Below are 23,758 nucleotides of genomic sequence, written 5' to 3' on the forward strand. Positions count from 1 at the left end.
AGCGCAGCGCAAGCGTGTCGCGGCGCTGGGGCCGGCGGTGTTCAGGTCAGCTGCAGCAGCCGGTCCTTGACCGTCATGCAGCCGGCCTCGTCGGTCTGCACAAAGCCACGCTCCTCCAGGTCTTTCATGACCCGGCTGACCATCTCACGCGAGGCGCCCACCATCTTCGCAATGTCTTGGCGCGACAGCTTGTCACGGATCACCAGCACCCCTTCAGGGCCCTCGCTGGCGTGCTCCATCAAGGCCCGGGCCACCCGGCCGTACACGTCCATCAGGGCCAGCGATTCGATCTTCTGATCCGCCTGGCGCAAACGCTGCACCAGTCGCTTCATCACGGCATAGGCCACGCTGCTGTTGTCCTGCAGGCAACGCAGGAACTCGGCCCGCCCCAAAGTCAGCACATCGGTCTGGATCTCGGCCCGCACGGTGGCCGAATGGGTCTGGTTGTCGATCAGGCTCATTTCACCCAGGTGATCACCCGTGCGCAAGGTGGCCAGAATCACTTCACGCCCCCGCTTGTCAGTGGTCAGCACGCGAACACGGCCATTGAGCAAAATGTAGAGCGCATCCGATTTGCTGCCCTGCTCCACCAAGGCCTCGCCGCGCTTGAAGCGCCGCTTGACCACCACCCGCGAAATGAGCTCGGCCTGGGCCGCTGTCAGCAAAGCGAACAAGGGCACACGCCGCAGCAGTTCAAGGTTGGACACCATGGTCGTCATGTCGTGAAATCTCCTTGGCACACCCGGCGTCATCACCGGATGCTGAGGTTAACAGGGGCTTGTAAACCCACCCGGGGCCTGAATCTGGATTAGATTCTTACAATCGCGATCATTGAAAACACAGGGCCACCGATCCGGCGGCACCAGTTGATACTTCTGCAGCGCCCCCATATACAGGGACCCCACGGTCGCTATTTCATCAGGCTTTTACCATGTCTAACACCAAACACGCCAAAGTTCTCATCCTCGGCTCCGGCCCTGCCGGCTACACCGCTGCAGTCTATGCAGCGCGCGCCAACCTGAACCCGGTGCTGGTCACCGGCATGGCCCAGGGCGGCCAGCTCATGACCACCACCGAGGTGGATAACTGGCCAGCCGATGTCAATGGCGTGCAAGGCCCCGAGCTGATGCAGCGTTTTCTGGAGCACGCCGAGCGTTTCAAGACCGAAATCGTCTTTGACCACATCAACTCGGTGGACCTGTCCAAGCGCCCCTTCACCCTGAGCGGCGACAGCGGCCAGTACACCTGCGACGCCTTGATCATCGCCACCGGCGCCTCGGCCAAATACCTGGGCCTGCCCTCGGAGCAAAGCTTCATGGGCCGCGGCGTGTCAGGCTGCGCCACCTGTGACGGCTTCTTTTACCGTGACCAGGATGTGTGCGTGGTCGGCGGCGGCAACACCGCGGTCGAAGAAGCCCTTTATCTGTCGAACATCGCGCGCAAAGTGACCCTGATCCACCGCCGCGACAAGTTCAAGGCCGAACCCATCCTGGTGGACAAGGTGGCTGAAAAAGTGGCGGCGGGCAAGATCGAACTCAAGCTGTTCCGCACCTTGGAAGAAGTGCTGGGCGATGCCTCGGGCGTGACCGGCGTGCGGCTGAAAAGCACCGAAGACGGCAGCACCGAAGACATCGCACTGACCGGCTGCTTCATCGCCATCGGCCACCAGCCCAACACCGAGATCTTCCAGGGCCAGATCGACACCAAGGACGGCTACATCGTCACCCGCTCGGGTCTGCAGGGCTTTGCCACCATGACCAGCGTGCCGGGCGTGTTCGCCGCCGGCGATGTGCAAGACCACATCTATCGCCAGGCCATCACCAGCGCCGGCACGGGCTGCATGGCCGCGCTGGACGCCCAGCGCTTCCTGGAGCAGGACGGTCAGGCCTGAAAACGACGGGGCTGGCGCAGTACCACTGACCGCTGCCTGCAAACCGCTTGTAGGCAGATCCGGCCCCAGGCTATAATCTTTAGCTTTGCTGAAAAGGCGCGGTCTCAGGCTGCACCCAATTTGCAAATTACCTCCACCGCCACCCTGCCGGGTGCCTCGGGCCTGTCCCGAAACACGTTGGCAAGTGCCTTGACCGGCCCGGGTGGCGAGGTGCGGCTCAGGCCGTTAACAGTCTTAGGAGTGTCCACATGGCACGCAAATGTGAAGTCACGGGCAAGGGCCCGATGGTCGGGAACAACGTTTCCCACGCCAACAACAAAACCAAGCGCCGGTTCCTGCCGAACCTGCAATACCGCCGTTTCTGGGTTGAAACTGAAAACCGTTGGGTTCGCCTGCGTGTTTCCAGCGCCGCTCTGCGTCTGATCGACAAGAACGGTATCGACTCTGTGCTCGCAGATCTGCGCGCACGTGGCCAAGCTTAAGGAGAATCACCATGGCAGCCAAAGGCGGACGCGAAAAGATCAAGCTGGAATCCACTGCGGGTACCGGCCACTTCTACACCACCACCAAGAACAAGAAGACCACGCCCGAGAAGATGCTGATCAAGAAATTTGATCCGAAAGCTCGCAAGCACGTCGACTACAAGGAAATCAAGCTGAAGTAATTCAGCCCTTTCCCTCGAAGCCACCCGGCCCCGGCCCGGTGGCTTTTTTGTTGCCTGCGCCACCAGGACTCAGCTCCCCCCCCGAGCCCGAGTCGTCCGGACTCAGGCGGCCGACAGGCCCAGCGGATCCTCCGCGATCATGGCCCTGGCCAACTGGCCCAGCGTGACATAGGCCGCCTCGACCTCGGGCGTGAAGGGCAGGCCGCAACTCAGGCGCACAAATCGCTCATAGCGACCGGTGTTGGAGAACATCGGCCCTGGCGCCACACGGATGCCACAGGCCAGCGCACGCTCGAACAACAGGGATGAAGAAACCCCCAAAGGCAACTCGATCCACAGGCTCAGGCCACCCGGTGGCACATTGAGGCGCGTACCGACCGGGAAATGACGTGCCACGGCCTGAACGCTGCGCTCACGTTGCCGGCCCAGGTGAGCACGCAAGCGGCTCAGGTGCCGCGAAAAGGCCGCTGACTCCACACAGCGCGCCGCCAGCAATTGCGCCCAGACCTGCATGTTGCGGGTCTTGGCAAACTTGAGCATCTGGACCCGGGTGTGCCAGCGCCCCCCATTCATCCAGCCCTGACGCAAGCCCGGCGCCAGGGTCTTGTTGAACGACACGCAGTAGATCACCTGACCCGTCCGATCCCAGGCCTTGAGCGGTCGTGAAATGCCCTGGGCATCGACCAATTCACGGTAAATGTCGTCCTCGATCAGCGCCAGACGGTGCTGCTCACAGAAGGCGACCAGGCGCGCCTTGTGATCGTCCGGCATCACCGCCCCGTGTGGCATCTGCAAATGAGGCACCGCCACCACCGCCTTGAGCCGCGGCTCCTGTTGCACGGCCAACTCCAGGGCCTCCAGCGACAAGCCGGTGCGGGCACTGCTGGGAATCTCGATGGCCCGCAGGTTCTGCGCCTCCACCGCCTGCAGCAGGCCATAGAAAGTAGGCGACTCCACGGCAATCACATCGCCCCGCTCAGCCACCGCGCTGAGGGCCAGATTCACCGCCTCGGAGTTACCCAGCGTCGACATCACCTCGTGGGGCGCCACATGCACACCCGACTCCAGGGCACGCCGGGCCATCGCCGCCTGGAAGATCGGATGCGTTCCAGGCCGCGAATGCCCCTGCACGAGGATCTCAGGCTGCTCCCGCAACAAGGCAGCGCCGATGCGATTCAAGGCCGCGCCATCAAACAATTCGGGCGCCGGCATCGCCGAGCCCAGATCGATGCGCACCTGGGCCAGGCGGCTCTTTTCAAGCCACAGCGAAATGCGTTCATTGATGCCCGCAAATTCAGCGCCATCCAGACGGTGCAGCGGCACTTTCAGGTCGGGCTCAGAGCACTCACCGAGCACAGCCTGAGGGCCTTCGCACACAAAATACCCGACCCGAGGCCGCGCCTGCACACAGCCCAGGGACTCCAGCGTGCGCAAGGCCTGCAAAGCGGTGCTCAAGCTCACGTCATGGCGCTGCATCAGCTCGCGAACGGAGGGCATGCGGGTGCCGGCGCCCAGAACCCCTTGCCGGATCGCCTGGTGGTAGTGATCGGCCACCTGCCGATAAAGCGGAAAGGGCTCGGCGAGCCGGCGGGTCTGTAAATCGGACATGAGGTGACCATGATGCCCCAAGGCACCAGAGCACAACAGATACAGAAAGCCATCGTTGCTACCGTAACAGCCCTGATTTTTCAGATCTGATGCGCCTCCAGCTTCGCCCTGCTGTGCCTGTTGGGCGAGACGTCGGCGCCCTACGCTGAAGGCATGAAGAACGACACCCCCCCTTCCCTTGCAGCCCGACCTCCAACGCGTGCGCCCTCGTCTCAGCACACCCTGTCGCTCGAACCTTCAGGCCAGCGCCTGATGTGGGTGACTGAAGGCAGCGAATTGCGAGGACTGAACGGGCCGCTGCAAATCCTGCTGTACCCAGGCCAACCCGACCGGGGTCAGCCACTTCAGCTACAGGCCGCTCAAGGCTGGCGCTGCCCAGGCACAGGCTGGGTCAGCCTGCACAACCCCGGGGCCTCCGCCTGCCGCGGCCGGTGGCACATGGCCGCCGAAAATGAGGCGCACCAAGCAGTCGCCGCCACCCCGATCCGGCCACAAAAAAGCCGCCCCGGCCTGATGACCTGGGGGCGGCTGATGGGGGCCTGGCTGACAGCGATCAGGCCTGGGCGGCGCGCAACCTGATCGAAAAATCGCGCAGGGCGGCAATGCCGCTCTCTTCGGCACGGCGGCACCAGGCCTGCAGATCGCGTGTCAGTTGTTCGCGCGACTGCGAGGTGTTGAGCCACAGCTGGCGCAGTTCTTCGCGCATCACCACCATTTTGTCGAGCGCCGGGTAGGCAGCACGTGCCTGTGCGAGCTCGGGCTGGGCTGCAGCAGGCACCTTTTCGGCATCACGGTGCAGCCAGCGGCGGGCGGCATCCAGCAGACGGGCATCACCTTGCTTGACCTTGAGCGCCGCCAGCTCCTGGCGAACGCCGCGAGCGTAACCAGCCATGACCTCGTAGCGGTTGGCGATCAAGGCCTCCAGCGTCTTTTCGTCGGCCACCGGACGGATGTCGCCGAGTTGCAGCTTGGGCGGCGTCTTCTTGACCTTGGCCCATCCAATCTTGGACATCAGGCTGATGTAGACCCAGCCAATATCGAACTCATAGGGCTTGACCGCGAATTTGGCCGAGGTCGGGTAGGTGTGGTGGTTGTTGTGCAGTTCTTCGCCACCAATGATGATCCCGATCGGCGAGATGTTGGTGCTGGCGTCTGGCGCCTCGAAGTTGCGGTAACCCCAGTAGTGGCCGATGCCATTGATGATGCCTGCCGCAGTGATCGGGATCCAAAGCATCTGAACAGCCCACACGGTGGCGCCCAAAGCGCCAAACATGGCCAGGTTCAGGATCAGCATCAGCCCCACGCCCTGCCAGCTGAAACGCGTATACAGGTTGCGCTCGATCCAGTCGTCCGGTGTGCCGTGGCCAAAACGGGCGATGGTTTCGGTGTTCTTGGCTTCGGCTCGGTACAGCTCGGCTCCTTGCCAGAACACGGTCTCAATGCCGCGGGTCTGCGGGCTGTGCGGGTCTTCCGGGGTTTCGCACTTGGCGTGGTGCTTGCGGTGGATGGCAACCCACTGCTTGGTCACCATGCCGGTGCCGATCCACAGCCAGAAGCGGAAGAAATGCTGGGGAATGGGGTGCAGATCCAGCGCGCGGTGGGCTTGCGAACGGTGCAGGAAGATGGTCACGCCGCAGATGGTCAGGTGGGTGGTCACCAATGTGTACAGCACGACCTGCCACCAGGTCAGATCCCAAAGGCCGTGACCCAGCCAGTCGATGGCCGCATTCAGCACAGCCCAATCCGGTAAAAACATGTATGAACCTTGTCCTCGATGAAGGAATTCATGGGGACTGCTCCCCAAACAACAAAGCTGCAGGACGCAGCTACCACGAATTTTAATCGCTCAAAGGCTATACACGGTTTTTTTAACCTTATGGATTGCCCTGCTATCCCGCCTTGACGGGGCCGGCCGGCCCCGCCCCGCCTCAGGGCTTTTTCGTCCAGGCGGCGGCAAAGAAGCCGTCGGTGGCATGCAGGTGCGGCCACAGGCGCAGGTAACGCCCGCCCTCACCGGTGCACAGCAATTCGGCCTGCGGCACCTTCAGCTGGGTCAGCGTGGGCGCGGCATCCAGTGGCAGGAAGTCGGGGTTGGCCGCCGAAAAGGCCTCGGCAATGGCCTCGTTCTCCTGGGGCAGGATGCTGCAGGTGGCATAGACCAGACGGCCGCCCGGCTTCAGCAGGCGCGCCGCGCTTTGCAGGATCGCCGTCTGCTTCACCACCAGCTCTTCGATCGCCTTGGGGCTTTGACGCCATTTCAGATCAGGGTTGCGGCGCAGGGTCCCCAGGCCGGAGCAAGGAGCGTCCACCAGCACACGGTCGATCTTGCCGGCCAGGCGTTTGATGCGGTCATCGCGCTCGTGGGCAATGGCAGCGGGGTGCACATTCGACAGCCCGCTACGGGCCAGGCGGGGCTTGAGCGCATCCAGGCGATGGCCCGAGGTGTCAAAGGCATACAGACGCCCCGTGTTGCGCATGCTGGCCCCGATGGCCAGGGTCTTGCCCCCGGCGCCGGCACAGAAATCAACCACCATCTCGCCACGGTGGGCATCCAGCAGCAGGGCCAGCAGTTGGCTGCCCTCATCCTGCACCTCGATGGCGCCGCGGGTGAAGGCATCGAGCTTGGTCAGGGCCGGCTTGCCATCGACACGCAGGCCCCAGGGCGAATAAGGCGTGGGCTCGGCCTTGATGCCGGCGGTCTTGAGCTCCTTTTGCACCGCCTCGCGCTTGTCGGCCAGGGCGTTCACCCGCAAATCCAGGGGTGCGCCCTGGTTCATGCTGGCCGCCAGGGCCCAGAAGCCCTCGCCAACCTGGGCCTTGAGCGGCGCCGCCAGCCACTCGGGCAGGTTGTGCCGATGCGGCTCCATCAGATCAGCGTCGGTGACTGCGTCGCAGGCATCGAGCCAGTTGCGCTCTTGATCGGTCAACGCGCTCTTGACGAAATCGCGCGGGCCATGAAAGCCCAGAATGGCCAACCGGCGCTCCTTCGGACCGGAGCCTGAGCGGGCCAGGTATTCGAAGCGCAACTTCTGGCGCAGCACGTTGTAGGTGGTCTCGGCCAGCGTGGCGCGTTCGCGGGGACCGAGGTTGCGGTGATCACGGAAAAAACGGGACACCACCGAGTCAGCGGGGTGGTCGAAAAGAAGGGAGAGCCTGACCAGTTCGGCGCAGGCATCCAACAGGGCTTTAGGGTGCATAGACTGCATTTTCCCACGCTTGCCCGGATGCACGGCCATTGCGGCATACTGCCCGGCCCCTTCATGCCGACAAACCCCATGCCTGACGACTCAGATCTACCCGAACTCAGCCCGCGCGTTCCACCCGGGCTTTACCGGCACTACCGCGGAGGCCTGTACCGGGTCATCGACACCGTGCGCCACAGCGAGACACTGGAACCCCTGACGCTGTACCGGGCCCTCTACGGGCAACAGGGGCTGTGGGTGAGGCCCGCCGCCATGTTCCTGGAACTCGTCGACATCGGAGGCCGGTCAGTGCCGCGCTTTTCGCCTGTCGACGAAGCCGACCCCGCAGCGGCCTGAGCCTCAGTGGGCCGCCTGCGGGCGCGGCAACACCACGATGGCCAACAGGCCACCGCCCTGAGCGTTGCGCAACTGCAGACTGCCTTGGTGGCGGGCCACGATGTCGCGCGCAATCGACAGCCCCAAACCCACCCCGCCATGGTGCCGGTTGCGCGACCCCTCCACACGGTAGAAAGGGGCCATCACTCGCTCCAGCTCGGCCTCGGGCAGCCCGGGGCCATGGTCGCGCACCTCGATGCCGACCTCATCCCCCGTGTCCCACAGAAACACCTCGGTCTGACCGCCATAGCGGATTGCATTGCCGATCAGATTGCCCACACAACGGCGCAAGGCCCCGGCCTGGGCCGGCAGCAAACCCGCGCGCCCATGCACGGGCACCCAGTGGCCACAGGCCTGCTGGTCGTCCGCCAGGCTGTCCACCAGGGCCTTCACGTCCAGCTGAACCATGGGTTCCGGGTCGGCCACCCCGCGCAGGTGATCCAGCGTGGCCGTGATCATTTCATCCATCTCGACGATGTCGCGGCCGAACTGCCGGCGGTCCTCGCTGCTCTCCAGGGTTTCTGCACGCAGGCGCAAGCGGGTCAGGGGCGTGCGCAAATCGTGCGACACCGCGGCCACGAAACGATCGCGCTCCTCCAGCTGCTGGCGGATGCGGGCCTGCATCTGGTTGAACACCTGGATCGCCGCCTTGCATTCGGCCGGGCCATCTTCGGACAAGGGCGGACGATCGATGTTCTTGCCCAGCTCGCGGGCCGCCAGCGCCAGTCGGTCGATGGGTTTGGACAGCCAGCGCGCACCCACCCAGGCCGCCACCATCAAGGCCGCCAGCCGCACACCGATGTCCAGCAGCAAACCGGCATCCCAGAGGCTGGGCGGGCCAGGCGGCTCACGTCGGCCTGGCTCGCCCGGAGCCCGGGGCGGACGCCGCTCCCCAGCCTGCGCCGAGGGCTCGCCGGCGGCCTCCTGAAGCACCTGCGGCGGTGGCGGCGGGCCATGCCCGGTGAGGTCGTGCAGGTTGAACATCAGCGTGAGTGCCAGAACATGGCTGGCCAGCACCGCCACAAACAACAACAAGGCCAGGCGGCCGAACAAGGTGCTCGGTACCCGACGGTACAACCATCGCCGCCAGGCTGGCGCTGACAGCACCGCCTGCGGCGCGCCAGTGCCCTGGCCTCGCGCGTCTTGCTTGGGGTTTGCCGGCCTCAGCGCTGCCATCCGACGTGACCCTGCACGGAACGCACGTTGAGCAGGTAACCCGCCCCTCGCACGGTCTTGATCAGGCGCGGTTCGCGAGGGTCGTCCGACAGCTTCTGCCGCAGCCGGGACACCAGCAAATCGATGCTGCGCTCAAAGGCGTCCATGGCGCGCCCCCGCGCCTGCTCCATGAGTTGGTCACGACTGAAGATGCGCCGGGGCATGCCCAGGAAGGTACACAGCAAGCGGAACTCTGCATTCGACAAAGGGATGACCACGCCCTCTGGCGACACCAGATGGCGCTCCATGCGGTAAAGCGACCAGCCATCGAAATGCACCACCTCGGCCTCGACGGCCTGGGGCACCGAAGTGGCACCCGCAGCGCTGCGCCGCAGCACCGTCTGGATGCGCGCCACCAGCTCTCGCGGCTCGAAGGGCTTGCTCATGTAGTCGTCAGCCCCCATCTCCAGGCCCAGCACGCGGTCATAGGCATTGCCTCGGGCCGTGAGCATGATGATGGGCAGGCGCGAGGAGCGGGCGCGCAGTTCGCGCGTCAGCGCCAAACCATCCACACCGGGCAGCATGAGGTCCAGCACGACCAGATCGATGGGGTGGCTGTTGAGGCGTGCTCGCATGGACTCACCGTCGGCAGCCGTGTGCACCGTGAATCCGAAACGGCCCAGGTACTGAGCCAGCAAGGTGGTGATGTCTGCGTCATCGTCCACCACCAAAATGTGTTGCATGGGTCGTCGAAAGAGGCAAAGGAGGAGGCGATGAAAGAGGCGTTTTGTGGCGGCAGTGTAAGCAGCCCGTTAGCCCTTGGAAACGGTTGTCCAACTTCTTTACCCCCGCTTTTCAAAGCTTTGAAAAGCCTTTCGTATCAGCCCGGATACATCACCGACAAACCAGATTTACCCAGGCCCCGAAAAATCGAGGCCAGCCCATGAACGCTGCTGCAAATTGACCGGTCGACGTCTGCATGGGAACCGCTTCAGCCTGATCTGAAAGGAAGCACCATGACCAGCCTCAGCACCGTCTCCAGCGCCAGCAGTGGCTGGACCAATGCCATGCCGCCCCGGCCCCCAGGCGGCGGGCGTCTGACCGAGCGCCTGTTCAGTCAATTCGACGCCGACAACAGCGGCAGTGTGGACAGCACGGAACTGCAGAACCTGCTGTCCGATGTCTCCCAGAAAACCGGTCTCAGCACCAGCAGCACCAGTGCCACCGACCTGCTGACGGCCAATGACAGCAATGGTGATGGCAGCCTGAGCGCCAGCGAACTGGGCGATGCCCTGAAATCCGTGCTGCCGCCACCCCCATCGACGCTGGACTTTGTCCAGTCACGCAGCAACACCGCCAGCAGTTCGTCCGCCTCGACGGCCACTGGCCAGGCCGGCGATGACCTGTTCAGCCAGCTCGACACCAACAGCGACAACAGCGTGAGTCAGGACGAGCTGCAGAGCCTGCTCGATCAGATGGCCTCAGACCAGGGCACCAGCAGCTCGGCGCTCAGCGCCTCGGATGTGATCAGTCAGCTCGACGCCAATGGCGACGGCAGCCTGAGCGCCAGCGAGTTCGATGCCGCCCGCCCACAAGGCCGGGATGGCCCTCCTCAAGCCGGTGGCATGCCGCCCCCGCCACCCCCGACCGACAGCCTGAACAGCAGCAGCACGGCGGGCACCAGCAGCTCGGAAGATCCACTGCAAGCCCTGTTCGACACCATCGACAGCGATCAGAGCGGCGACATCAGCAGCAGCGAGGCCCAGACTTTCCTGAGCCAGTTGGCCAGCCAAGTCGACAGCACGACAGCGACGAGCTCCAGCGCCGGCAGCGGCTCCAACGGCACAGGCAGCGACAACAATGCCAGCAGCAACGCCTCGACCCAGGATTTGGTGCAACTGGTGCAGGCCGCCCGGCGCGAATACCAGGCCCACATGCACGGCTGGAACGAAATCGGCAGTCAGCTCAGCGCATCGGCCTGAACCTGACGCGCCAGCAGTCGCGCCACCACGGCCGGGTACAGCTGATGCTCTTGGCTCAGGACCCGGGCGGCCAGCTGCTCAGGCTGGTCCGAGGGCAGCACCGGCACCACGGCCTGGCCCAGAATTTCGCCGTGATCGAGTTCGGCCGTCACGCGGTGCACCGTGGCACCCGCAAAGCAACAGCCTGCCTCGATGGCGCGCTGATGCGTGTTCAACCCCGTGAAGGCCGGCAGCAAAGAGGGGTGGATGTTGATCAGGCGGCCTGCATAGTGAGCCACAAAACCGGGCGTGAGGATGCGCATGAACCCGGCCAGCAAGACCAGTGCTGGCTCATGCTGGTCGATCATTTGCGCCAGCTGCGCATCAAAGGCCTCGCGGCTCGCGAAGTCGCGGTGGCTCAGGACAGCGGTGGCCAGGCCCTGCGCCTGCGCCCACGCCAAACCGGCCGAATCGGCCTTGTTGCTGATCACGGCCACGACACGTGCGCCATGGCGTTGCGCCCAGTTCTCGCGCTGCGCGGCGCGGACCAGCGCCTTCATGTTCGAGCCGCCGCCGGAGATCAGGATCACGATGTTTTTCATGGATGGGACGGGCCCGCGGCATGCCGGAGCCCTCTGGAAACAGCCCGCGATTATCCCAGAGCGAACCAGGCGACGGCCGTTCGACCCGCGCCCCGCCCGCTGCAGGCAAAATCCGGCTTGCCACCAGCAGGCCCGGCCCTGTCGCCCTGGCCGCTGCACCGATCTCTGTTTCAGGACCCCCACCATGCCTCTTCGCCCCCTCAGCCCCACCGAAGCCCGCGTCCTGGGCACCTTGATGGAAAAGGCGCGCACCGTGCCCGACAGCTACCCTCTGACCCTCAATGCCGTGGTCTCGGGCTGCAACCAGAAGACCAGCCGAGAACCCCTGATGCAGCTCAGCGATGCCGAAGCCCAGGAGGCGCTGGATGAACTCAAGCACCTGTCGCTGGTGTTCGAAACCAGTGGCGGACGGGCCTCGCGCTACGAACACAACTTCAAGCGCGTGCTTGAAGTGCCGGATCAATCCGCCGTGCTGCTCGGCCTGCTGATGCTGCGCGGCCCCCAGACCGCAGGCGAGCTGCGCATCAACAGCGAGCGCTGGCACCGGTTTGCCGACATTTCCTCGGTCGAAGGCTTTCTGGAGGAACTGCAGGAGCGCTCCAGCGAAAAAGGTGGGCCGCTGGTGCTCAAGTTGCCCCGTGCACCGGGCTCGCGCGAAGCCCGCTGGGCCCACCTGCTGTGCGGACCGGTGGATGAGTCCCTGCTGAGCACCCCGGCCGCAGGCACGGCGCCGGCCGCCAGCCCGGCGCTGCAGGCCCGGGTCGAGGTGCTGGAGGCCGAGGTGGCCACGCTGCGCGCCACCCTGGAAAAACTGTGCGAACAACTGGGCTTGTCACACCCCGGACAGGGCTGATCGAACGACCGTGCTAAAAATCGCGGGTTGCCTTCCGACGCCTCGGTCGGACGACAAAAAGCTTCATTCGGAGACAACCCCATGGATTTGGCATTCACCCCTGAAGAACAGAAGTTCCGCGAAGAGATTCGTGCCTGGGTCAAGGAAAACCTGCCCGCCGACCTGTCACACAAGGTGCACAACGCGCTGCGCCTGACCCGTGACGACATGCAACGTTGGGCCAAGATTCTTGGCAAGAAAGGCTGGCTGGGCCATGCCTGGCCCAAGGAATTCGGCGGCCCCGGCTGGAATGCCGTGCAAAAGCACCTTTTCGAAGAAGAATGCGCCCTGGCCGGCGCCCCCCGCGTCGTGCCCTTCGGCCCGGTGATGGTGGCCCCCGTGATCATGGCCTTTGGCAACGCCGAACAGCAACAGCGCTTCCTGCCCGGCATTGCGAGCGGCGAAGTGTGGTGGAGCCAGGGCTACAGCGAACCGGGCTCGGGCTCGGACCTGGCCTCGGTCAAGACCCGCGCCGAGCGCCGTGGCGACAAGTTCATCGTCAACGGCCAGAAGACCTGGACCACGCTGGGTCAGTATGGCGAATGGATCTTCTGCCTGGTGCGCACCAGCAACGAAGGCAAGCCGCAGACCGGCATCAGCTTCCTGCTGATCGACATGAAGTCGCCCGGTGTGACCGTGCGCCCCATCAAGCTGCTCGATGGCGACCATGAGGTCAACGAGGTCTGGTTCGACAACGTCGAAGTGCCGGCCGAGAACCTGATCGGCGAAGAGAACAAGGGCTGGACCTACGCCAAGCACCTGCTGAGCCACGAACGCACCAACATCGCCGACGTGAACCGTGCCAAGCGCGAACTCGAACGCCTCAAGCGCATCGCCAAGGCCGAAGGCGTGCACGACGACCTGCGCTTCCGTGACGAGATCGCCAAGCTGGAGGTCGATGTGGTGGCCCTCGAAATGCTGGTGCTGCGCGTGCTGTCGGCCGAGAAATCGGGCAAGAACTCGCTCGACATCGCCGGTCTGTTGAAGATCCGCGGCAGCGAGATCCAGCAACGCTACTCCGAACTCATGATGCTGGCCGCCGGCCCCTACAGCCTGCCCTACATCCACGAGGCCATGGACGCCGGCTGGCAGGGCGAGCACGTGGGCGCCGCCTACTGCGCGCCCCTGGCATCCACCTACTTCAACATGCGCAAGACCACCATCTACGGCGGCTCGAACGAAGTGCAACGCAACATCGTCGCGCAGACGGTGCTGGGCTGAGAGGAGACACACATGGATTTCGATTTCACCGACGACCAGGAACAACTCCGCGACGCCGTGCGCAAATGGGTTGACAAGGGCTACGACTTCGAGCGCCGCCGCGGCATTGCCAACAGCGGTGGATTCTCGCGCGAGGCCTACGGCGAACTGGCCGAACTGGGCCTGACCGGCCTGTACATCCCCGAGGCCGATGGCGGCCTGGGCATGGGCCCGGTCGAGGGCATGGTGGTGCTCGAGGAACTGGGCCGCGGCATCGTGATCGAGCCCTTCGCCCACGCCCTGATCTCGGGCGCGGTGCTGGCCCACTACGCCGGCGCCGAACTCAAGGCGGCCTGGCTGCCCCGCATTGGCTCGGGCGAAGCCCTGGTGGTGCTGGCCCATCAGGAGCGCAAGGCCCGTTACCGACTGGACGCGACCGAAGCCACCGCCGTGGCCGCCGGCGCAGGCCACACGGTCAGCGGCCACAAGAGCCTGGTGCCTGCAGGCGACCAGGCCGACGCCTTCCTGGTGCCGGCCCAGCTCAACGGCCAAACCGCGCTGTTCCTGGTCGAGCGCCAGGCCACTGGCGTCCATGCCCGGGGCTACAGCACCCAGGACGGTGGTCGAGCGGCTGAGCTGAGCCTCAGCAACGCCCCGGCCACCCTGGTCACCGCCGACGGCCAGACCGCCCTGGAGCATGCCGTCGACATCGGCATCGCCGCCGCCTGTGCCGAAGCCGTGGGCGTGATGGACAAGACCCTGGCCGTGACGGTCGAGTACATGAACACGCGCAAGCAGTTCAATGTGGTGATCTCCAGCTTCCAGGCCCTGCGCCACCGCGTGGCCGACATCAAGATGCAGCTGGAGCTGGCGCGCTCGATGAGCTATTACGCCGCACTCAAGCTCAATGCCCCGACCGCCGAACGCCGCGCCGCCATGGCACGGGCCAAGTACCAGTTGGGCCAGTCGATGCGCTTTGTGGGCCAGCAAGCCGTGCAGCTGCATGGCGGCATCGGCGTGACCGACGAGTACATCGTGAGCCACTATTTCAAGAAACTCACCCAACTCGAGATGACTTTCGGCGACAGCCTGCACCAATTGGGTGAGGTGTCCAGCCGCATGCAGGACACGGCCGGCGTTTTTGCCTGAGCCCGCCCGGTTCTTGCCACAGCGCCGTCAAATCACGGCATCAACATGGCCCGTTGCCCCTCGCAGCGGGCCATTTTTAATTTCAGGAACCTTGTCATGCCCCGCACCACCCCGCATCAAGCCCCTCTGTCACGCCGCAGCTTCCTCGGACTGTCCGGCAGCGCGCTGGCTCTGGGCGCCCTGTCGGGCTGCGCCAGCCTGACGCCCCCAGCGACACCTCGCCCGCCCATCGTCTTCGTGCACGGCAATGGCGACACGGCCGCCCTGTGGATCACCACGGCCTGGCGATTCGAGACCGAAGGTTGGCCTGCCGACCGCCTGTTCGCCATCGATCTGCCCTACCCCCTGGCCCGTGACGACGACGCCAAGCCTCAACCCGGTCGCAGCTCCAGCGCCGAGCACATGGCCTTCCTGAAGGCCGAGGTCGAGCGGGTGCTGCAAGCCACCGGCAGCACCCAGGTGGTGCTGATCGGCAACTCGCGGGGCGGCAACGCCATCCGCAACTACATCCGCCATGGTGGGGGCCAGCGCACCGTCAGCCACGCCATCCTGGGGGGCACGCCCAACCACGGCGTGTGGGCGATTCCCGGCTTTCGCGAAGGCAACGAGTTCTCGGGCACAGGCCCCTTCCTGAGTGAGCTCAACCGCCCCCGCAACGCGGCCGGTGACGAGGTGGATGCCCCCACCCGCTGGCTCACCATCCGGTCCGACCACAACGACAAATTCGCCTCGCCCGACGGGGTCTGGATCGGCCGCCCCGGCCAGCCCACCTTCGTGACGGCCGCCGGCCCCGAACTCAAGGGGGCCGAGAATGTGATCATCCCAGGCGTGGACCACCGCGAAACCGCCTATTCGCGCCCCGCCTTCGAGGCCATGTGGCGCTTTCTCACCGGGGAGGCCCCGCGCCGCCAGGGCATTGCCATGCAAACCCGACCGGTGCTGCAGGGCAAGATCACCGGCCTGGGCCTGAACCCGCTCGACCCCGCCAGCGGCAGCTACACCAACAACCTGCCCCTGCCCGGGGCCAAGCTTGAAATCTACGCGGTGGGCGCTGAAACAGGGCTGCGCCAGGGCGCCCCGGTGCATCAGAAGACCGTGGGCAGCGACGGCCTGTGGGGCCCCTTCACCGCCGAAGCGGGGCAGGCCTACGAATTTGTGATCAGCGCATCGGGCTACGCCACCACCCACCTCTACCGCAGCCCCTTTGCCCGCTCCAGCGACTGGGTGCACCTGCGGGCTGAGCGGCTGGCTGAAACAGAAGCCCGACAGCCCGGCAGCGTGGTGGTGTTCACCCGCCCACGCGGGTACTTTGACCCGCGCCGCGACAGCCTGAGCCTGGATGGACAAGCCAGCCTGCCCGGCGTGCCCTCCAGTGGCACGGCGGGCGCCTCATCGGCACGGCTGCACCTGCCCGCGCAGGCACAGCGGGCGGTCGTGGGTCAGTTCAATGGAGAAACCGTGGCCGGGCGCAACTGGCCCGCAGAAGCGGGGCACCTGACCATGCTGGAGCTCACCTACTGAGGTCTCGAAAGCCACGTGCGCGGGCTTTTTGCCCAGCGCACGATGGCTTCAGCACAAGCCAAGACACCGCTCAATGCGCACTCAGACGAGAGGATTTGGGCACATGCGCCATCAGGAACTCCATCTGGTCCGACAGGATGCGCCGGTTGCGCAGGATGAAGTCTTCCCACAGGCTGGGCACGTAGGGGGCGTAAAGCAGGGGCATGCGGGCCTGCTCAGGGGTGCGATGGCTCTTGCGGTGGTTGCAGGCCTTGCAGGCCGTGACCACATTCATCCAGGTGTCGACACCGTTCTGGGCGAAGGGCACGATGTGCTCGCGGGTCAGCTCGGTTTCGTGGAAATGCTCGCCACAGTAGGCGCATACATTGCGGTCACGTGCAAAGAGCTTGCTGTTGGTCAGGCCCGGGCGCAACTGAAAAGGGCTGATGTTGGGCACGCCCTTGGTGCCGATGATGCTGTTGACCACGATCTGCGACTGCTCGCCCGTGATCGCGTTGTGCCCGCCGCGGAACACCGCGATCTGGGCGCCCGACTCCCATCGGACTTCGCCGGCCGCGTAATGAATCACGGCCTGCTCGAGGGTGATCCAGGACTGGGGCAAGCCCTGGGCGGACAGCTTCAAGACCTTCAAGTGACACTCCTACAAGGGTTGAAAACCACTGACTTGGAACGCAGATCTCGGGAGCAGCCGCAGCGATTTGCATCGAAGCCGCGCCTGCTGCCGCACAATATAACCTGTTTTCATGACAATTTGGCTTCAGGCGCTTGACTGACGGGCACCCCTTGCTATCAAAAAGATAACATCCCAATGAAGATATTCCGCGGCTTCCAGCACCCGGGCATTGCCCCTGCCTGCGCGCTCACCATCGGCAACTTCGACGGCGTGCACCGCGGCCATCAGGCCATGCTGGCCTTGCTGCGCAACGAGGCCCAGCACCGCGGCGTGCCCAGTTGCGTGCTGACCTTCGAGCCCCACCCGCGCGACTACTTTGCAGCTGCCACCGGCCGGGCCGAGCTGGCACCGGCGCGCATCGGCACCCTGCGCGACAAGCTCGAAGAACTGGCCCGCTGCGGCATAGACCAGACCGTGGTGCTGCCCTTTGATGCCCGGCTGGCCAGCCAGCCCCCCGAGGGCTTCATCGACGATGTGCTGATCCGAGGGCTGGGCGTGCGCTACGTGCTGGTGGGCGACGACTTCCGTTTCGGTGCCAAGCGCGCCGGGGACTACGCCCTGCTGGACGCCAGCGGATCGGCGCGCGGCTTTGATGTGGCGCGCATGAACAGCTACGAGGTGCGCGGGCTGCGGGTGTCCAGCTCCGCCGTGCGCGAGGCCCTGGGCCGCGGCGACCTGGAGGCGGTGGGCCGCCTGCTGGGCCGCACCTATGCCATCAGCGGTCATGTGGTGCATGGCCGCAAACTGGGGCGTGAGCTGGGTTTCCGCACCCTGAACCTGCGCTTTTCGCACTGGAAACCCGCCGCCAGCGGCATCTTCGTGGTGCGCGTGCATGGGCTGGTCGAACGCCCTGTCGAGGGCGTTGCCAACCTGGGTGTGCGCCCGTCCCTGGACCCGAATGACGTCAATGGCGGACGCGTCCTGCTGGAGACCCATTGCTTCGATTGGCCTGCCTCGCTGGGTGCCGACGGGGGCTACGGTAAAATTGTCCGCGTGGAACTGCTGCACAAACTGCATGACGAGCTCAAGTACGACGGTCTGGACGCCCTGATGAAGGGCATCAACCAGGACTGCGATGACGCTCGCCGGTTTCTGGCGTCCATGCACGCAGAGACCCATCGCCAGACCACCCGCGACCGAATTTAACGCCGGCACACCGTGCTGCGCGCCCCTTGGAACAGGCTCAGGGCAAACGGCTGACTTCTCCCCGTACCGGGCCGCGCCCGGGTTTGAGCCTGTCAATGCCCCATCCAACACAAAGCCATGGCTGAACAAACCCCTGATTTCCGCAGCACCCTGAACCTACCCGACACCCCCTTCCCGATGCGGGGCGACCTGCCCAAGCGCGAACCGGGCTGGGTGCAGGACTGGGAGGACAAAGGCATCTACAAAAAGCTGCGCGACGCCCGCTGCGGTGCCCCGAAGTTCATCCTGCACGACGGCCCACCCTATGCCAACGGCCAGATCCACATGGGTCACGCGGTCAACAAGATCCTCAAGGACATGATCGTCAAGGCGCGCCAGCTCAAGGGCATGGACGCCATGTACGTGCCGGGCTGGGACTGCCACGGCCTGCCGATCGAAAACGCGATCGAAAAGAAGTTCGGGCGCAACCTCAGCCGCGACGACATGCAGGCCAAGAGCCGCGCCTTCGCCAATGAACAGATCGGCATCCAGATGGCCGGTTTCAAGCGCCTGGGGGTGCTGGGCGAATGGGACAACCCCTACAAGACCATGAACTACGCCAACGAGGCCGGCGAGTTGCGTGTCTTGAAGCGTGTGATGGAGCGCGGCTTCGTCTACCGCGGCCTCAAGCCCGTGTACTGGTGCTTTGACTGCGGCAGCTCGCTGGCCGAGTTCGAGATCGAATACGCCGACAAGAAGAGCACCACCCTGGACGTGGCCTTCGAGTGCGCCGAGCCCGCCAAGCTGGCCGCGGCCTTCGGGCTGGCGGCCCTGGACCAGCCCGCCTTTGCCGTGATCTGGACCACCACCGCCTGGACCATCCCGGCCAACCAGGCACTGAACCTGAACCCCGAACTGGACTACGCCCTGGTCAAGACCGAGCGTGGCCTGCTGGTGCTGGCCGCCTCGCTGGTCGAGAAGTGCATGGAGCGCTACGCCCTGAACGGCGAGGTGCTGGCCACCACCCTGGGCAAGAACCTGGGCCTGATCAACTTCAAGCACCCGCTGTACGACGTCGACCCCGGCTACGCCCGCTTCAGCCCGGTGTACCTGGCGGACTACGCCACCGCCGACGACGGCACCGGTCTGGTGCACTCGTCGCCCGCCTATGGCGTGGATGACTTCAACAGCTGCGTCGCCCATGGCATGGCCTACGACGACATCCTGAACCCGGTTCAGGGCAACGGCACCTACGCGGCCGATTTCCCGCTGTTCGGCGGCCAGTACATCTGGAAGGCCGTGCCGGTGATCATCGAGGCCCTGCGCAACGCCGGCCGCCTGTTCGCCACCCACGACATCGTCCACAGCTACCCGCACTGCTGGCGCCACAAGACGCCGGTGATCTACCGCGCCGCCGCGCAGTGGTTTGTGCGCATGGACGAAGGCGAGGGCGTTTTCACCACCGACAAGGCCCCGCAGACCCTGCGCCAGATCGCCCTGGCCGCGGTCGAACAGACCAGCTTCTACCCCGAGAACGGCAAGGCCCGCCTGCACGACATGATTGCCGGCCGCCCCGACTGGTGCATCAGCCGCCAGCGCAGCTGGGGCGTGCCCCTGCCCTTCTTCCTGCACAAGGACAGCGGCGAGCTGCACCCCGACACCATGGCCATCATCGACCGCGCCATCGCGCTGATCGAGCAGGGTGGCATCGAGGCCTGGAGCCGCGTCACGGTCGAAGACATCCTGAGCGCCGAAGACGCGCCGCACTACACCAAGAGCAGCGACATCCTGGAGGTGTGGTTTGACTCGGGTTCGACCTTCTCGCATGTGCTGCGCGGCACCCACCCGGCCGCTCACCACGAAAGCGGCCCCGAGGCCGACCTGTACCTCGAAGGCCATGACCAGCACCGCGGCTGGTTCCACTCCTCGCTGCTGCTGGCTTCGGCCGTCGAAGGTCGCGCGCCCTACCGCGGGCTGCTGACCCACGGCTTCACGGTGGACAGCCAGGGCCGCAAGATGAGCAAGTCGCTGGGCAACGGCATCGAGCCCGATGAGGTCAGCAAGAAGCTGGGCGCCGAGATCATCCGACTGTGGGTGGCCGCCAGCGATTACTCGGGCGACATCGCCGGTGACGACAAGGTGCTGGCCCGCGTGGTCGACAGCTACCGCCGCATCCGCAACACCCTGCGTTTCCTGCTGGCCAACACCAGCGACTTCAACCCTGCCACCGACAGCGTGCCGGCCGACCAGTTGCTGGAGATCGACCGCTATGCCCTGGCCCGCGCGGCCCAGCTGCAGGACACCATCCTGGCGCACTACGAAAAGTACGAGTTCCACCCCGTGGTGGCCAAGCTGCAGGTCTACTGCTCGGAAGACCTCGGCGCCTTCTACCTCGACGTGCTGAAAGACCGCCTCTACACCACCGCGCCCAAGAGCCTGGCACGCCGCAGCGCCCAGACGGCGCTGTACCAGATCACCCAGGCCATGCTGCGCTGGATGGCACCGTTCCTCAGCTTCACGGCCGAAGAGGCCTGGAAGCTGGTGGGCCACTCCGAATCGATCTTCATCGACACCTACTGGAACTTCGGCGCCACCGAAGCCGCCCTGCTCGACAAATGGGACCGCATTCGTGCCGCCCGTGAAGTGGTCAACAAGGAAATCGAAGCCCTGCGCTCGGCCGGCCAGGTGGGCGCCTCGCTGCAGGCCAATGTGAACCTGGCCGTGCCGGCGGGCAGCGACTTGCTGGCCGCCCTGCAAAGCCTGGGCGATGACCTGAAGTTCGTCTTCATCACCTCGGCTGCCAGCCTGACCGAGGCCGCCGCCGACAGCGAACCCAGCGCCAGCGTCACGCCCTCCAGCGCCGCCAAGTGCGAACGCTGCTGGCACTACCGTGACGATGTGGGCAGCAACCCCGCCCACCCGACCCTGTGCGGCCGCTGTGACAGCAACCTGCATGGGGCTGGCGAAAGCCGGGCCTTCGCCTGATGGCTGCGCCACGCGGCAAGGGCGGCGGTGCCCCGAAGGCCCAGATGGTGAAGACAGGGGGCGGCCCCCTGGGGGCCCTGCTGCCCTGGCTGGCCTGGGCGCTGATCGTGCTGATCGTGGACCAGTTCACCAAGGTGCTGATCCTGGGCTACTACCACCTGCACGACAGCACCACCGTGCTGAGCTTCTTCAACATCGTGCGGGCCCACAACACCGGTGCAGCCTTCTCGTTCCTGGCCACCGCGGCGGGCTGGCAGCGCTGGCTGTTCACCGGCATCGGGCTGACCGCCGCTGGCTTCATCCTGTGGCAGCTGCGTCAGCACAGCGGCCAACGCCTGTTCTCGTTTGCCCTGTCCAGCATCCTGGGCGGCGCCATCGGCAACGTGGTGGACCGGCTGCTGCATGGCTATGTGGTCGACTTTCTGCAGTTCCACTGGGACTTTCTGGCCCCCATGTTCCCGGGTGGCTACTTCCCAGCCTTCAACATTGCCGACAGTGCCATCACCCTGGGCGCCATCTGCCTGGTGCTCGATGAGTTGCTGCGCGTGAAGCGCGGGCGCTGAACGCCCCAGCCCCGATCCGGCGACCGGATCGGGCTTTCTCGTTTTTTCCTCTTCCCGTCATCACCTCGTCACACGCTGACGGTTCAATGTAAACGTTTACATTGAATCTCCAGCCCCCATGAGCATCCAGGAAGTAGCTCGCCGGGCCGGGGTGTCGGTGGCCACGGTGTCGCGGGTGTTCAACCTGCCCGCCAAGGTGGCCCCCGAGACCCGGGCCCTCGTCGAGCAAGCCGCCCAAGACACGGGCTACCTGCCCAACGCCAGTGCCCGCACCCTGCGCACGCAGCGCAGCCGCACGCTGGGCGTGGTGCTGCCCACCCTGGTCAACCCGGTGTTTGCCGAATGCCTGCAGGGCATTGCCAGCGCCGCCAGCGCGGCAGGGCATGCCATCGTGCCGCTGACCACCGACTACCGCCTGGCCCACGAAGAGCAGGCCGTGGCCAGCCTGCTGGCGGGCAATGTGGACGGCATGATCCTGGTGGTCAGCGACCCGGCCGAGTCGTCCGCGCTGCGGCGCTTGCAGACCCTGGGCCACCCCTATGTGCTCTGCTACAACCGCCACCCGGCCCACCCCTGTGTGTCGGTGGACGGTGAACAGGCGGTGGCGGCCCTGGTGGGCCGGCTGGTGCAGCAAGGACATCGGCACATCACCATGGTCAGCGGCCAGCGCACCGCCTCCGACCGCGCCCAGCAACGCTGCCGTGGTTACGCTGCCGGCATGCGCGCCGCCGGCCTGAACCCGGCCCCGGTGCTGGAGGTGCCCTTTCTGGAGCCCAGCCAGCACACCCTGATCGAACACCTGCGCGGGCCGCACCGGCCCACCGCCCTGATCGGCTCCAACGACCTGCTGGCCCTGCGCTGCCTGCGCGCCGCCCGCCTGGCCGGGCTGTCGGTGCCCGGCCAGCTCAGTGTGGTGGGCTTTGACGGCATCGCCCTGGGCGAAGACCTGAGCCTGCGCCTGAGCACCATCACCCAACCCAATGCCGAGCTGGGGCGCCAAAGCGTCGAATGGCTGCTGCAGGCCCTGCAGGAAGGCCTGCCACCGCCGCCCAGCGGCAGCCGCAGCCTGGCCCATGGCTTCCGGGTGGGCGAGACCTGCGCCTCGCCCGACCAACCCCTGGCCTCTTGACACCTTCTCTTTACCTCTCTCTTTTCACAACCCTGGAGTGAACCGATGCGACAACTCATCACCCCCTTGCTGCGTGCCAGCGTCCTGGCCGCCGGCCTGGCCGCCAGCACCCTGGCCCTGGCCCAGAACGCCATCTGCTACAACTGCCCGACCGAATGGGCCGACTGGGGCAGCCAGATCAAGGCCATCAAGGCCAAGACCGGCGTCACCGTGCCGCCCGACAACAAGAACTCGGGCCAGTCGCTGGCCCAGTTGGTGGCCGAAAAAGCCAGCCCGGTGGCCGATGTGACCTACCTCGGCGTCACCTTTGCCATCCAGGCCCAGAAAGAAGGCGTGGTGGCCAGCTACAAGCCGGCGACCTGGGCCGACATCCCCGAGGGCCTGAAAGACCCGCAAGGCCACTGGTTCACCATCCACTCGGGCACGCTGGGCTTCATGGTCAATGTGGATGCGCTCAAGGGCAAGCCGGTGCCCAGGTCGTGGGCCGACCTGCTCAAGCCCGACTACAAGGGCCTGATCGGCTACCTCGATCCGGCCTCGGCCTTTGTGGGCTACGTGGGTGCCGTGGCCATCAACCAGGCCCGCGGCGGCTCGCTGGACAACTTCGGACCGGCCATCGATTACTTCAAGGCCCTGCAGAAAAACGAGCCCATCGTGCCCAAGCAGACCTCGTACGCCCGCGTGCTGTCGGGTGAGATCGCGATCCTGCTTGACTACGACTTCAATGCCTACCGCGCCAAGTACAAGGACCAGGCCAATGTGCAGTTCGTGATCCCAGCCGAAGGCACGCTGGTGGTGCCCTATGTGATGAGCCTGGTGGCCAACGCCCCGCACGCCGACAACGGCCGCAAGGTGCTCGACTTCGTGCTGTCGGACGAAGGCCAGGCCCTGTGGGCCAACGCCTACCTGCGCCCGGTGCGGGCCAGTGCCATGAGCAAAGAGGTGCAGGCCCGCTTCCTGCCCGCCAGCGAGTACGCCCGCGCCCGGACGATCGACTACGCCAAGATGGCGGCCGTGCAGAAGGCCTTCTCGGAGCGTTACCTCAAAGAAGCCCAGTAAGCC

General features: G+C 65.4%; 22 protein-coding genes. 14 read left to right on the forward strand and 8 right to left on the reverse strand.

What is annotated here, in order from left to right:
* Positions 1 to 41 precede the first annotated feature (41 nt).
* The gene (locus AC07PT_RS13215; protein WP_492347942.1) at positions 42 to 719 is read right to left on the reverse strand and encodes a Crp/Fnr family transcriptional regulator; all 678 of its coding nucleotides are present in this window, start codon (positions 717 to 719) and stop codon (positions 42 to 44) included.
* Between the two features lie 212 nt (positions 720 to 931).
* On the opposite strand from AC07PT_RS13215, the gene trxB reads away from it, so the two are divergent.
* From trxB to rpmG, 3 genes are all read left to right on the forward strand, one after another.
* A complete protein-coding gene (gene trxB / locus AC07PT_RS13220; protein ID WP_027478048.1) occupies positions 932 to 1,891 on the forward strand; it encodes a thioredoxin-disulfide reductase in 960 nt (319 codons plus the stop codon).
* A 248-nt stretch (positions 1,892 to 2,139) separates the two neighbouring features.
* A complete protein-coding gene (gene rpmB / locus AC07PT_RS13225; RefSeq protein WP_019574657.1) occupies positions 2,140 to 2,373 on the forward strand; it encodes a 50S ribosomal protein L28 in 234 nt (77 codons plus the stop codon).
* An 11-nt stretch (positions 2,374 to 2,384) separates the two neighbouring features.
* On the forward strand, positions 2,385 to 2,555 hold the full coding sequence (gene rpmG, locus AC07PT_RS13230) for a 50S ribosomal protein L33 (protein WP_019574658.1): 171 nt from the start codon (positions 2,385 to 2,387) through the stop codon (positions 2,553 to 2,555).
* 102 nt (positions 2,556 to 2,657) lie between these two features.
* Here rpmG and AC07PT_RS13235 read toward each other — a convergent pair whose 3' ends face one another.
* From AC07PT_RS13235 to AC07PT_RS13245, 3 genes are all read right to left on the reverse strand, one after another.
* Positions 2,658 to 4,163 (reverse strand): aminotransferase-like domain-containing protein, encoded by a 1,506-nt coding sequence (locus AC07PT_RS13235; RefSeq protein WP_494656924.1) that lies wholly within the window; start codon positions 4,161 to 4,163, stop codon positions 2,658 to 2,660.
* Between the two features lie 553 nt (positions 4,164 to 4,716).
* Positions 4,717 to 5,919: a DesA family fatty acid desaturase gene (locus tag AC07PT_RS13240; RefSeq protein WP_492347940.1), complete on the reverse strand. Its 1,203-nt coding sequence runs from the start codon at positions 5,917 to 5,919 to the stop codon at positions 4,717 to 4,719.
* A gap of 172 nt (positions 5,920 to 6,091) precedes the next feature.
* Positions 6,092 to 7,360, reverse strand: a complete 1,269-nt coding sequence (locus tag AC07PT_RS13245; protein WP_492347939.1) for an RsmB/NOP family class I SAM-dependent RNA methyltransferase — start codon at positions 7,358 to 7,360, stop codon at positions 6,092 to 6,094.
* A gap of 78 nt (positions 7,361 to 7,438) precedes the next feature.
* Between AC07PT_RS13245 and AC07PT_RS13250 the strand changes: the two genes are divergently transcribed.
* Positions 7,439 to 7,702, forward strand: a complete 264-nt coding sequence (locus AC07PT_RS13250) for a DUF1653 domain-containing protein (protein WP_492347938.1) — start codon at positions 7,439 to 7,441, stop codon at positions 7,700 to 7,702.
* 3 nt (positions 7,703 to 7,705) lie between these two features.
* Here the strand turns inward: AC07PT_RS13250 and AC07PT_RS13255 are convergent, their stop codons facing one another.
* Together AC07PT_RS13255 and AC07PT_RS13260 are read right to left on the reverse strand one after the other, a co-directional pair.
* Positions 7,706 to 8,917 (reverse strand): ATP-binding protein, encoded by a 1,212-nt coding sequence (locus AC07PT_RS13255; protein ID WP_492362982.1) that lies wholly within the window; start codon positions 8,915 to 8,917, stop codon positions 7,706 to 7,708.
* The gene (locus AC07PT_RS13260) at positions 8,905 to 9,639 is read right to left on the reverse strand and encodes a response regulator (protein WP_492347936.1); all 735 of its coding nucleotides are present in this window, start codon (positions 9,637 to 9,639) and stop codon (positions 8,905 to 8,907) included. The genes AC07PT_RS13255 and AC07PT_RS13260 overlap by 13 nt, the downstream gene beginning before the upstream one ends.
* A 273-nt stretch (positions 9,640 to 9,912) precedes the next feature.
* Here AC07PT_RS13260 and xopAW point away from each other — a divergent pair, with 273 nt between their 5' ends.
* Positions 9,913 to 10,878: a XopAW family type III secretion system calcium-binding effector gene (gene xopAW, locus AC07PT_RS13265; protein ID WP_494656925.1), complete on the forward strand. Its 966-nt coding sequence runs from the start codon at positions 9,913 to 9,915 to the stop codon at positions 10,876 to 10,878.
* Here the strand turns inward: xopAW and purN are convergent.
* Positions 10,857 to 11,459: a phosphoribosylglycinamide formyltransferase gene (gene purN, locus AC07PT_RS13270; protein ID WP_492347934.1), complete on the reverse strand. Its 603-nt coding sequence runs from the start codon at positions 11,457 to 11,459 to the stop codon at positions 10,857 to 10,859. The two genes, xopAW and purN, sit on opposite strands and share 22 nt — an antisense overlap.
* 184 nt (positions 11,460 to 11,643) lie before the next feature.
* Between purN and AC07PT_RS13275 the strand changes: the two genes are divergently transcribed.
* From AC07PT_RS13275 to AC07PT_RS13290, 4 genes are all read left to right on the forward strand, one after another.
* Positions 11,644 to 12,312, forward strand: coding sequence for a YceH family protein (locus AC07PT_RS13275; RefSeq protein ID WP_494656926.1), 669 nt, complete (start codon positions 11,644 to 11,646; stop codon positions 12,310 to 12,312).
* A gap of 81 nt (positions 12,313 to 12,393) precedes the next feature.
* Positions 12,394 to 13,572 (forward strand): acyl-CoA dehydrogenase family protein, encoded by a 1,179-nt coding sequence (locus tag AC07PT_RS13280; protein ID WP_494656927.1) that lies wholly within the window; start codon positions 12,394 to 12,396, stop codon positions 13,570 to 13,572.
* Positions 13,573 to 13,584: 12 nt separating this feature from the next.
* Entirely contained in the window at positions 13,585 to 14,700 is a 1,116-nt protein-coding gene (locus AC07PT_RS13285; RefSeq protein WP_494656928.1) for an acyl-CoA dehydrogenase family protein, read from the forward strand.
* Positions 14,701 to 14,796: 96 nt separating this feature from the next.
* Positions 14,797 to 16,221, forward strand: coding sequence for an alpha/beta fold hydrolase (locus tag AC07PT_RS13290; RefSeq protein WP_494656929.1), 1,425 nt, complete (start codon positions 14,797 to 14,799; stop codon positions 16,219 to 16,221).
* A gap of 70 nt (positions 16,222 to 16,291) precedes the next feature.
* Here AC07PT_RS13290 and AC07PT_RS13295 read toward each other — a convergent pair whose 3' ends face one another.
* Positions 16,292 to 16,852 carry an HNH endonuclease gene (locus tag AC07PT_RS13295; protein ID WP_494656930.1) on the reverse strand — a complete coding sequence of 187 codons (561 nt, stop codon included), beginning with the start codon at positions 16,850 to 16,852 and terminating at the stop codon, positions 16,292 to 16,294.
* Positions 16,853 to 17,029: 177 nt separating this feature from the next.
* Between AC07PT_RS13295 and AC07PT_RS13300 the strand changes: the two genes are divergently transcribed.
* From AC07PT_RS13300 to AC07PT_RS13320, 5 genes are all read left to right on the forward strand, one after another.
* Positions 17,030 to 18,040 carry a bifunctional riboflavin kinase/FAD synthetase gene (locus tag AC07PT_RS13300; RefSeq protein ID WP_492347928.1) on the forward strand — a complete coding sequence of 337 codons (1,011 nt, stop codon included), beginning with the start codon at positions 17,030 to 17,032 and terminating at the stop codon, positions 18,038 to 18,040.
* Positions 18,041 to 18,157: 117 nt separating this feature from the next.
* Complete coding sequence (gene ileS, locus AC07PT_RS13305; protein ID WP_494656931.1) at positions 18,158 to 21,004, forward strand: isoleucine--tRNA ligase; 2,847 nt, start codon at positions 18,158 to 18,160, stop codon at positions 21,002 to 21,004.
* A gap of 44 nt (positions 21,005 to 21,048) precedes the next feature.
* Positions 21,049 to 21,567 carry a signal peptidase II gene (gene lspA, locus AC07PT_RS13310; protein WP_492348123.1) on the forward strand — a complete coding sequence of 173 codons (519 nt, stop codon included), beginning with the start codon at positions 21,049 to 21,051 and terminating at the stop codon, positions 21,565 to 21,567.
* Positions 21,568 to 21,685: 118 nt separating this feature from the next.
* Positions 21,686 to 22,696, forward strand: a complete 1,011-nt coding sequence (locus AC07PT_RS13315; RefSeq protein ID WP_492347926.1) for a LacI family DNA-binding transcriptional regulator — start codon at positions 21,686 to 21,688, stop codon at positions 22,694 to 22,696.
* A 45-nt stretch (positions 22,697 to 22,741) separates the two neighbouring features.
* Positions 22,742 to 23,755, forward strand: a complete 1,014-nt coding sequence (locus tag AC07PT_RS13320; RefSeq protein ID WP_492347925.1) for an ABC transporter substrate-binding protein — start codon at positions 22,742 to 22,744, stop codon at positions 23,753 to 23,755.
* Positions 23,756 to 23,758 lie beyond the last annotated feature (3 nt).

This window comes from Curvibacter sp. GW821-FHT09D12, assembly GCF_059416245.1.

Excerpts from the sequence above, each read along its gene's own strand:
- AC07PT_RS13290 (WP_494656929.1), top strand. The coding sequence starts at position 14,797 with ATGCCCCGCACCACCCCGCATCAAGCCCCTCTGTCACGCCGCAGCTTC.
- AC07PT_RS13320 (WP_492347925.1), top strand. The coding sequence starts at position 22,742 with ATGCGACAACTCATCACCCCCTTGCTGCGTGCCAGCGTCCTGGCCGCC.
- rpmB (WP_019574657.1), top strand. The coding sequence starts at position 2,140 with ATGGCACGCAAATGTGAAGTCACGGGCAAGGGCCCGATGGTCGGGAAC.
- AC07PT_RS13250 (WP_492347938.1), top strand. The coding sequence starts at position 7,439 with ATGCCTGACGACTCAGATCTACCCGAACTCAGCCCGCGCGTTCCACCC.
- AC07PT_RS13245 (WP_492347939.1), bottom strand. The coding sequence starts at position 7,360 with ATGCACCCTAAAGCCCTGTTGGATGCCTGCGCCGAACTGGTCAGGCTC.
- AC07PT_RS13315 (WP_492347926.1), top strand. The coding sequence starts at position 21,686 with ATGAGCATCCAGGAAGTAGCTCGCCGGGCCGGGGTGTCGGTGGCCACG.
- ileS (WP_494656931.1), top strand. The coding sequence starts at position 18,158 with ATGGCTGAACAAACCCCTGATTTCCGCAGCACCCTGAACCTACCCGAC.
- xopAW (WP_494656925.1), top strand. The coding sequence starts at position 9,913 with ATGACCAGCCTCAGCACCGTCTCCAGCGCCAGCAGTGGCTGGACCAAT.
- AC07PT_RS13285 (WP_494656928.1), top strand. The coding sequence starts at position 13,585 with ATGGATTTCGATTTCACCGACGACCAGGAACAACTCCGCGACGCCGTG.
- lspA (WP_492348123.1), top strand. The coding sequence starts at position 21,049 with ATGGTGAAGACAGGGGGCGGCCCCCTGGGGGCCCTGCTGCCCTGGCTG.
- AC07PT_RS13260 (WP_492347936.1), bottom strand. The coding sequence starts at position 9,639 with ATGCAACACATTTTGGTGGTGGACGATGACGCAGACATCACCACCTTG.
- AC07PT_RS13255 (WP_492362982.1), bottom strand. The coding sequence starts at position 8,917 with ATGGCAGCGCTGAGGCCGGCAAACCCCAAGCAAGACGCGCGAGGCCAG.
- AC07PT_RS13240 (WP_492347940.1), bottom strand. The coding sequence starts at position 5,919 with ATGTTTTTACCGGATTGGGCTGTGCTGAATGCGGCCATCGACTGGCTG.
- purN (WP_492347934.1), bottom strand. The coding sequence starts at position 11,459 with ATGAAAAACATCGTGATCCTGATCTCCGGCGGCGGCTCGAACATGAAG.
- rpmG (WP_019574658.1), top strand. The coding sequence starts at position 2,385 with ATGGCAGCCAAAGGCGGACGCGAAAAGATCAAGCTGGAATCCACTGCG.
- trxB (WP_027478048.1), top strand. The coding sequence starts at position 932 with ATGTCTAACACCAAACACGCCAAAGTTCTCATCCTCGGCTCCGGCCCT.
- AC07PT_RS13275 (WP_494656926.1), top strand. The coding sequence starts at position 11,644 with ATGCCTCTTCGCCCCCTCAGCCCCACCGAAGCCCGCGTCCTGGGCACC.
- AC07PT_RS13235 (WP_494656924.1), bottom strand. The coding sequence starts at position 4,163 with ATGTCCGATTTACAGACCCGCCGGCTCGCCGAGCCCTTTCCGCTTTAT.
- AC07PT_RS13215 (WP_492347942.1), bottom strand. The coding sequence starts at position 719 with ATGACGACCATGGTGTCCAACCTTGAACTGCTGCGGCGTGTGCCCTTG.
- AC07PT_RS13300 (WP_492347928.1), top strand. The coding sequence starts at position 17,030 with ATGAAGATATTCCGCGGCTTCCAGCACCCGGGCATTGCCCCTGCCTGC.
- AC07PT_RS13280 (WP_494656927.1), top strand. The coding sequence starts at position 12,394 with ATGGATTTGGCATTCACCCCTGAAGAACAGAAGTTCCGCGAAGAGATT.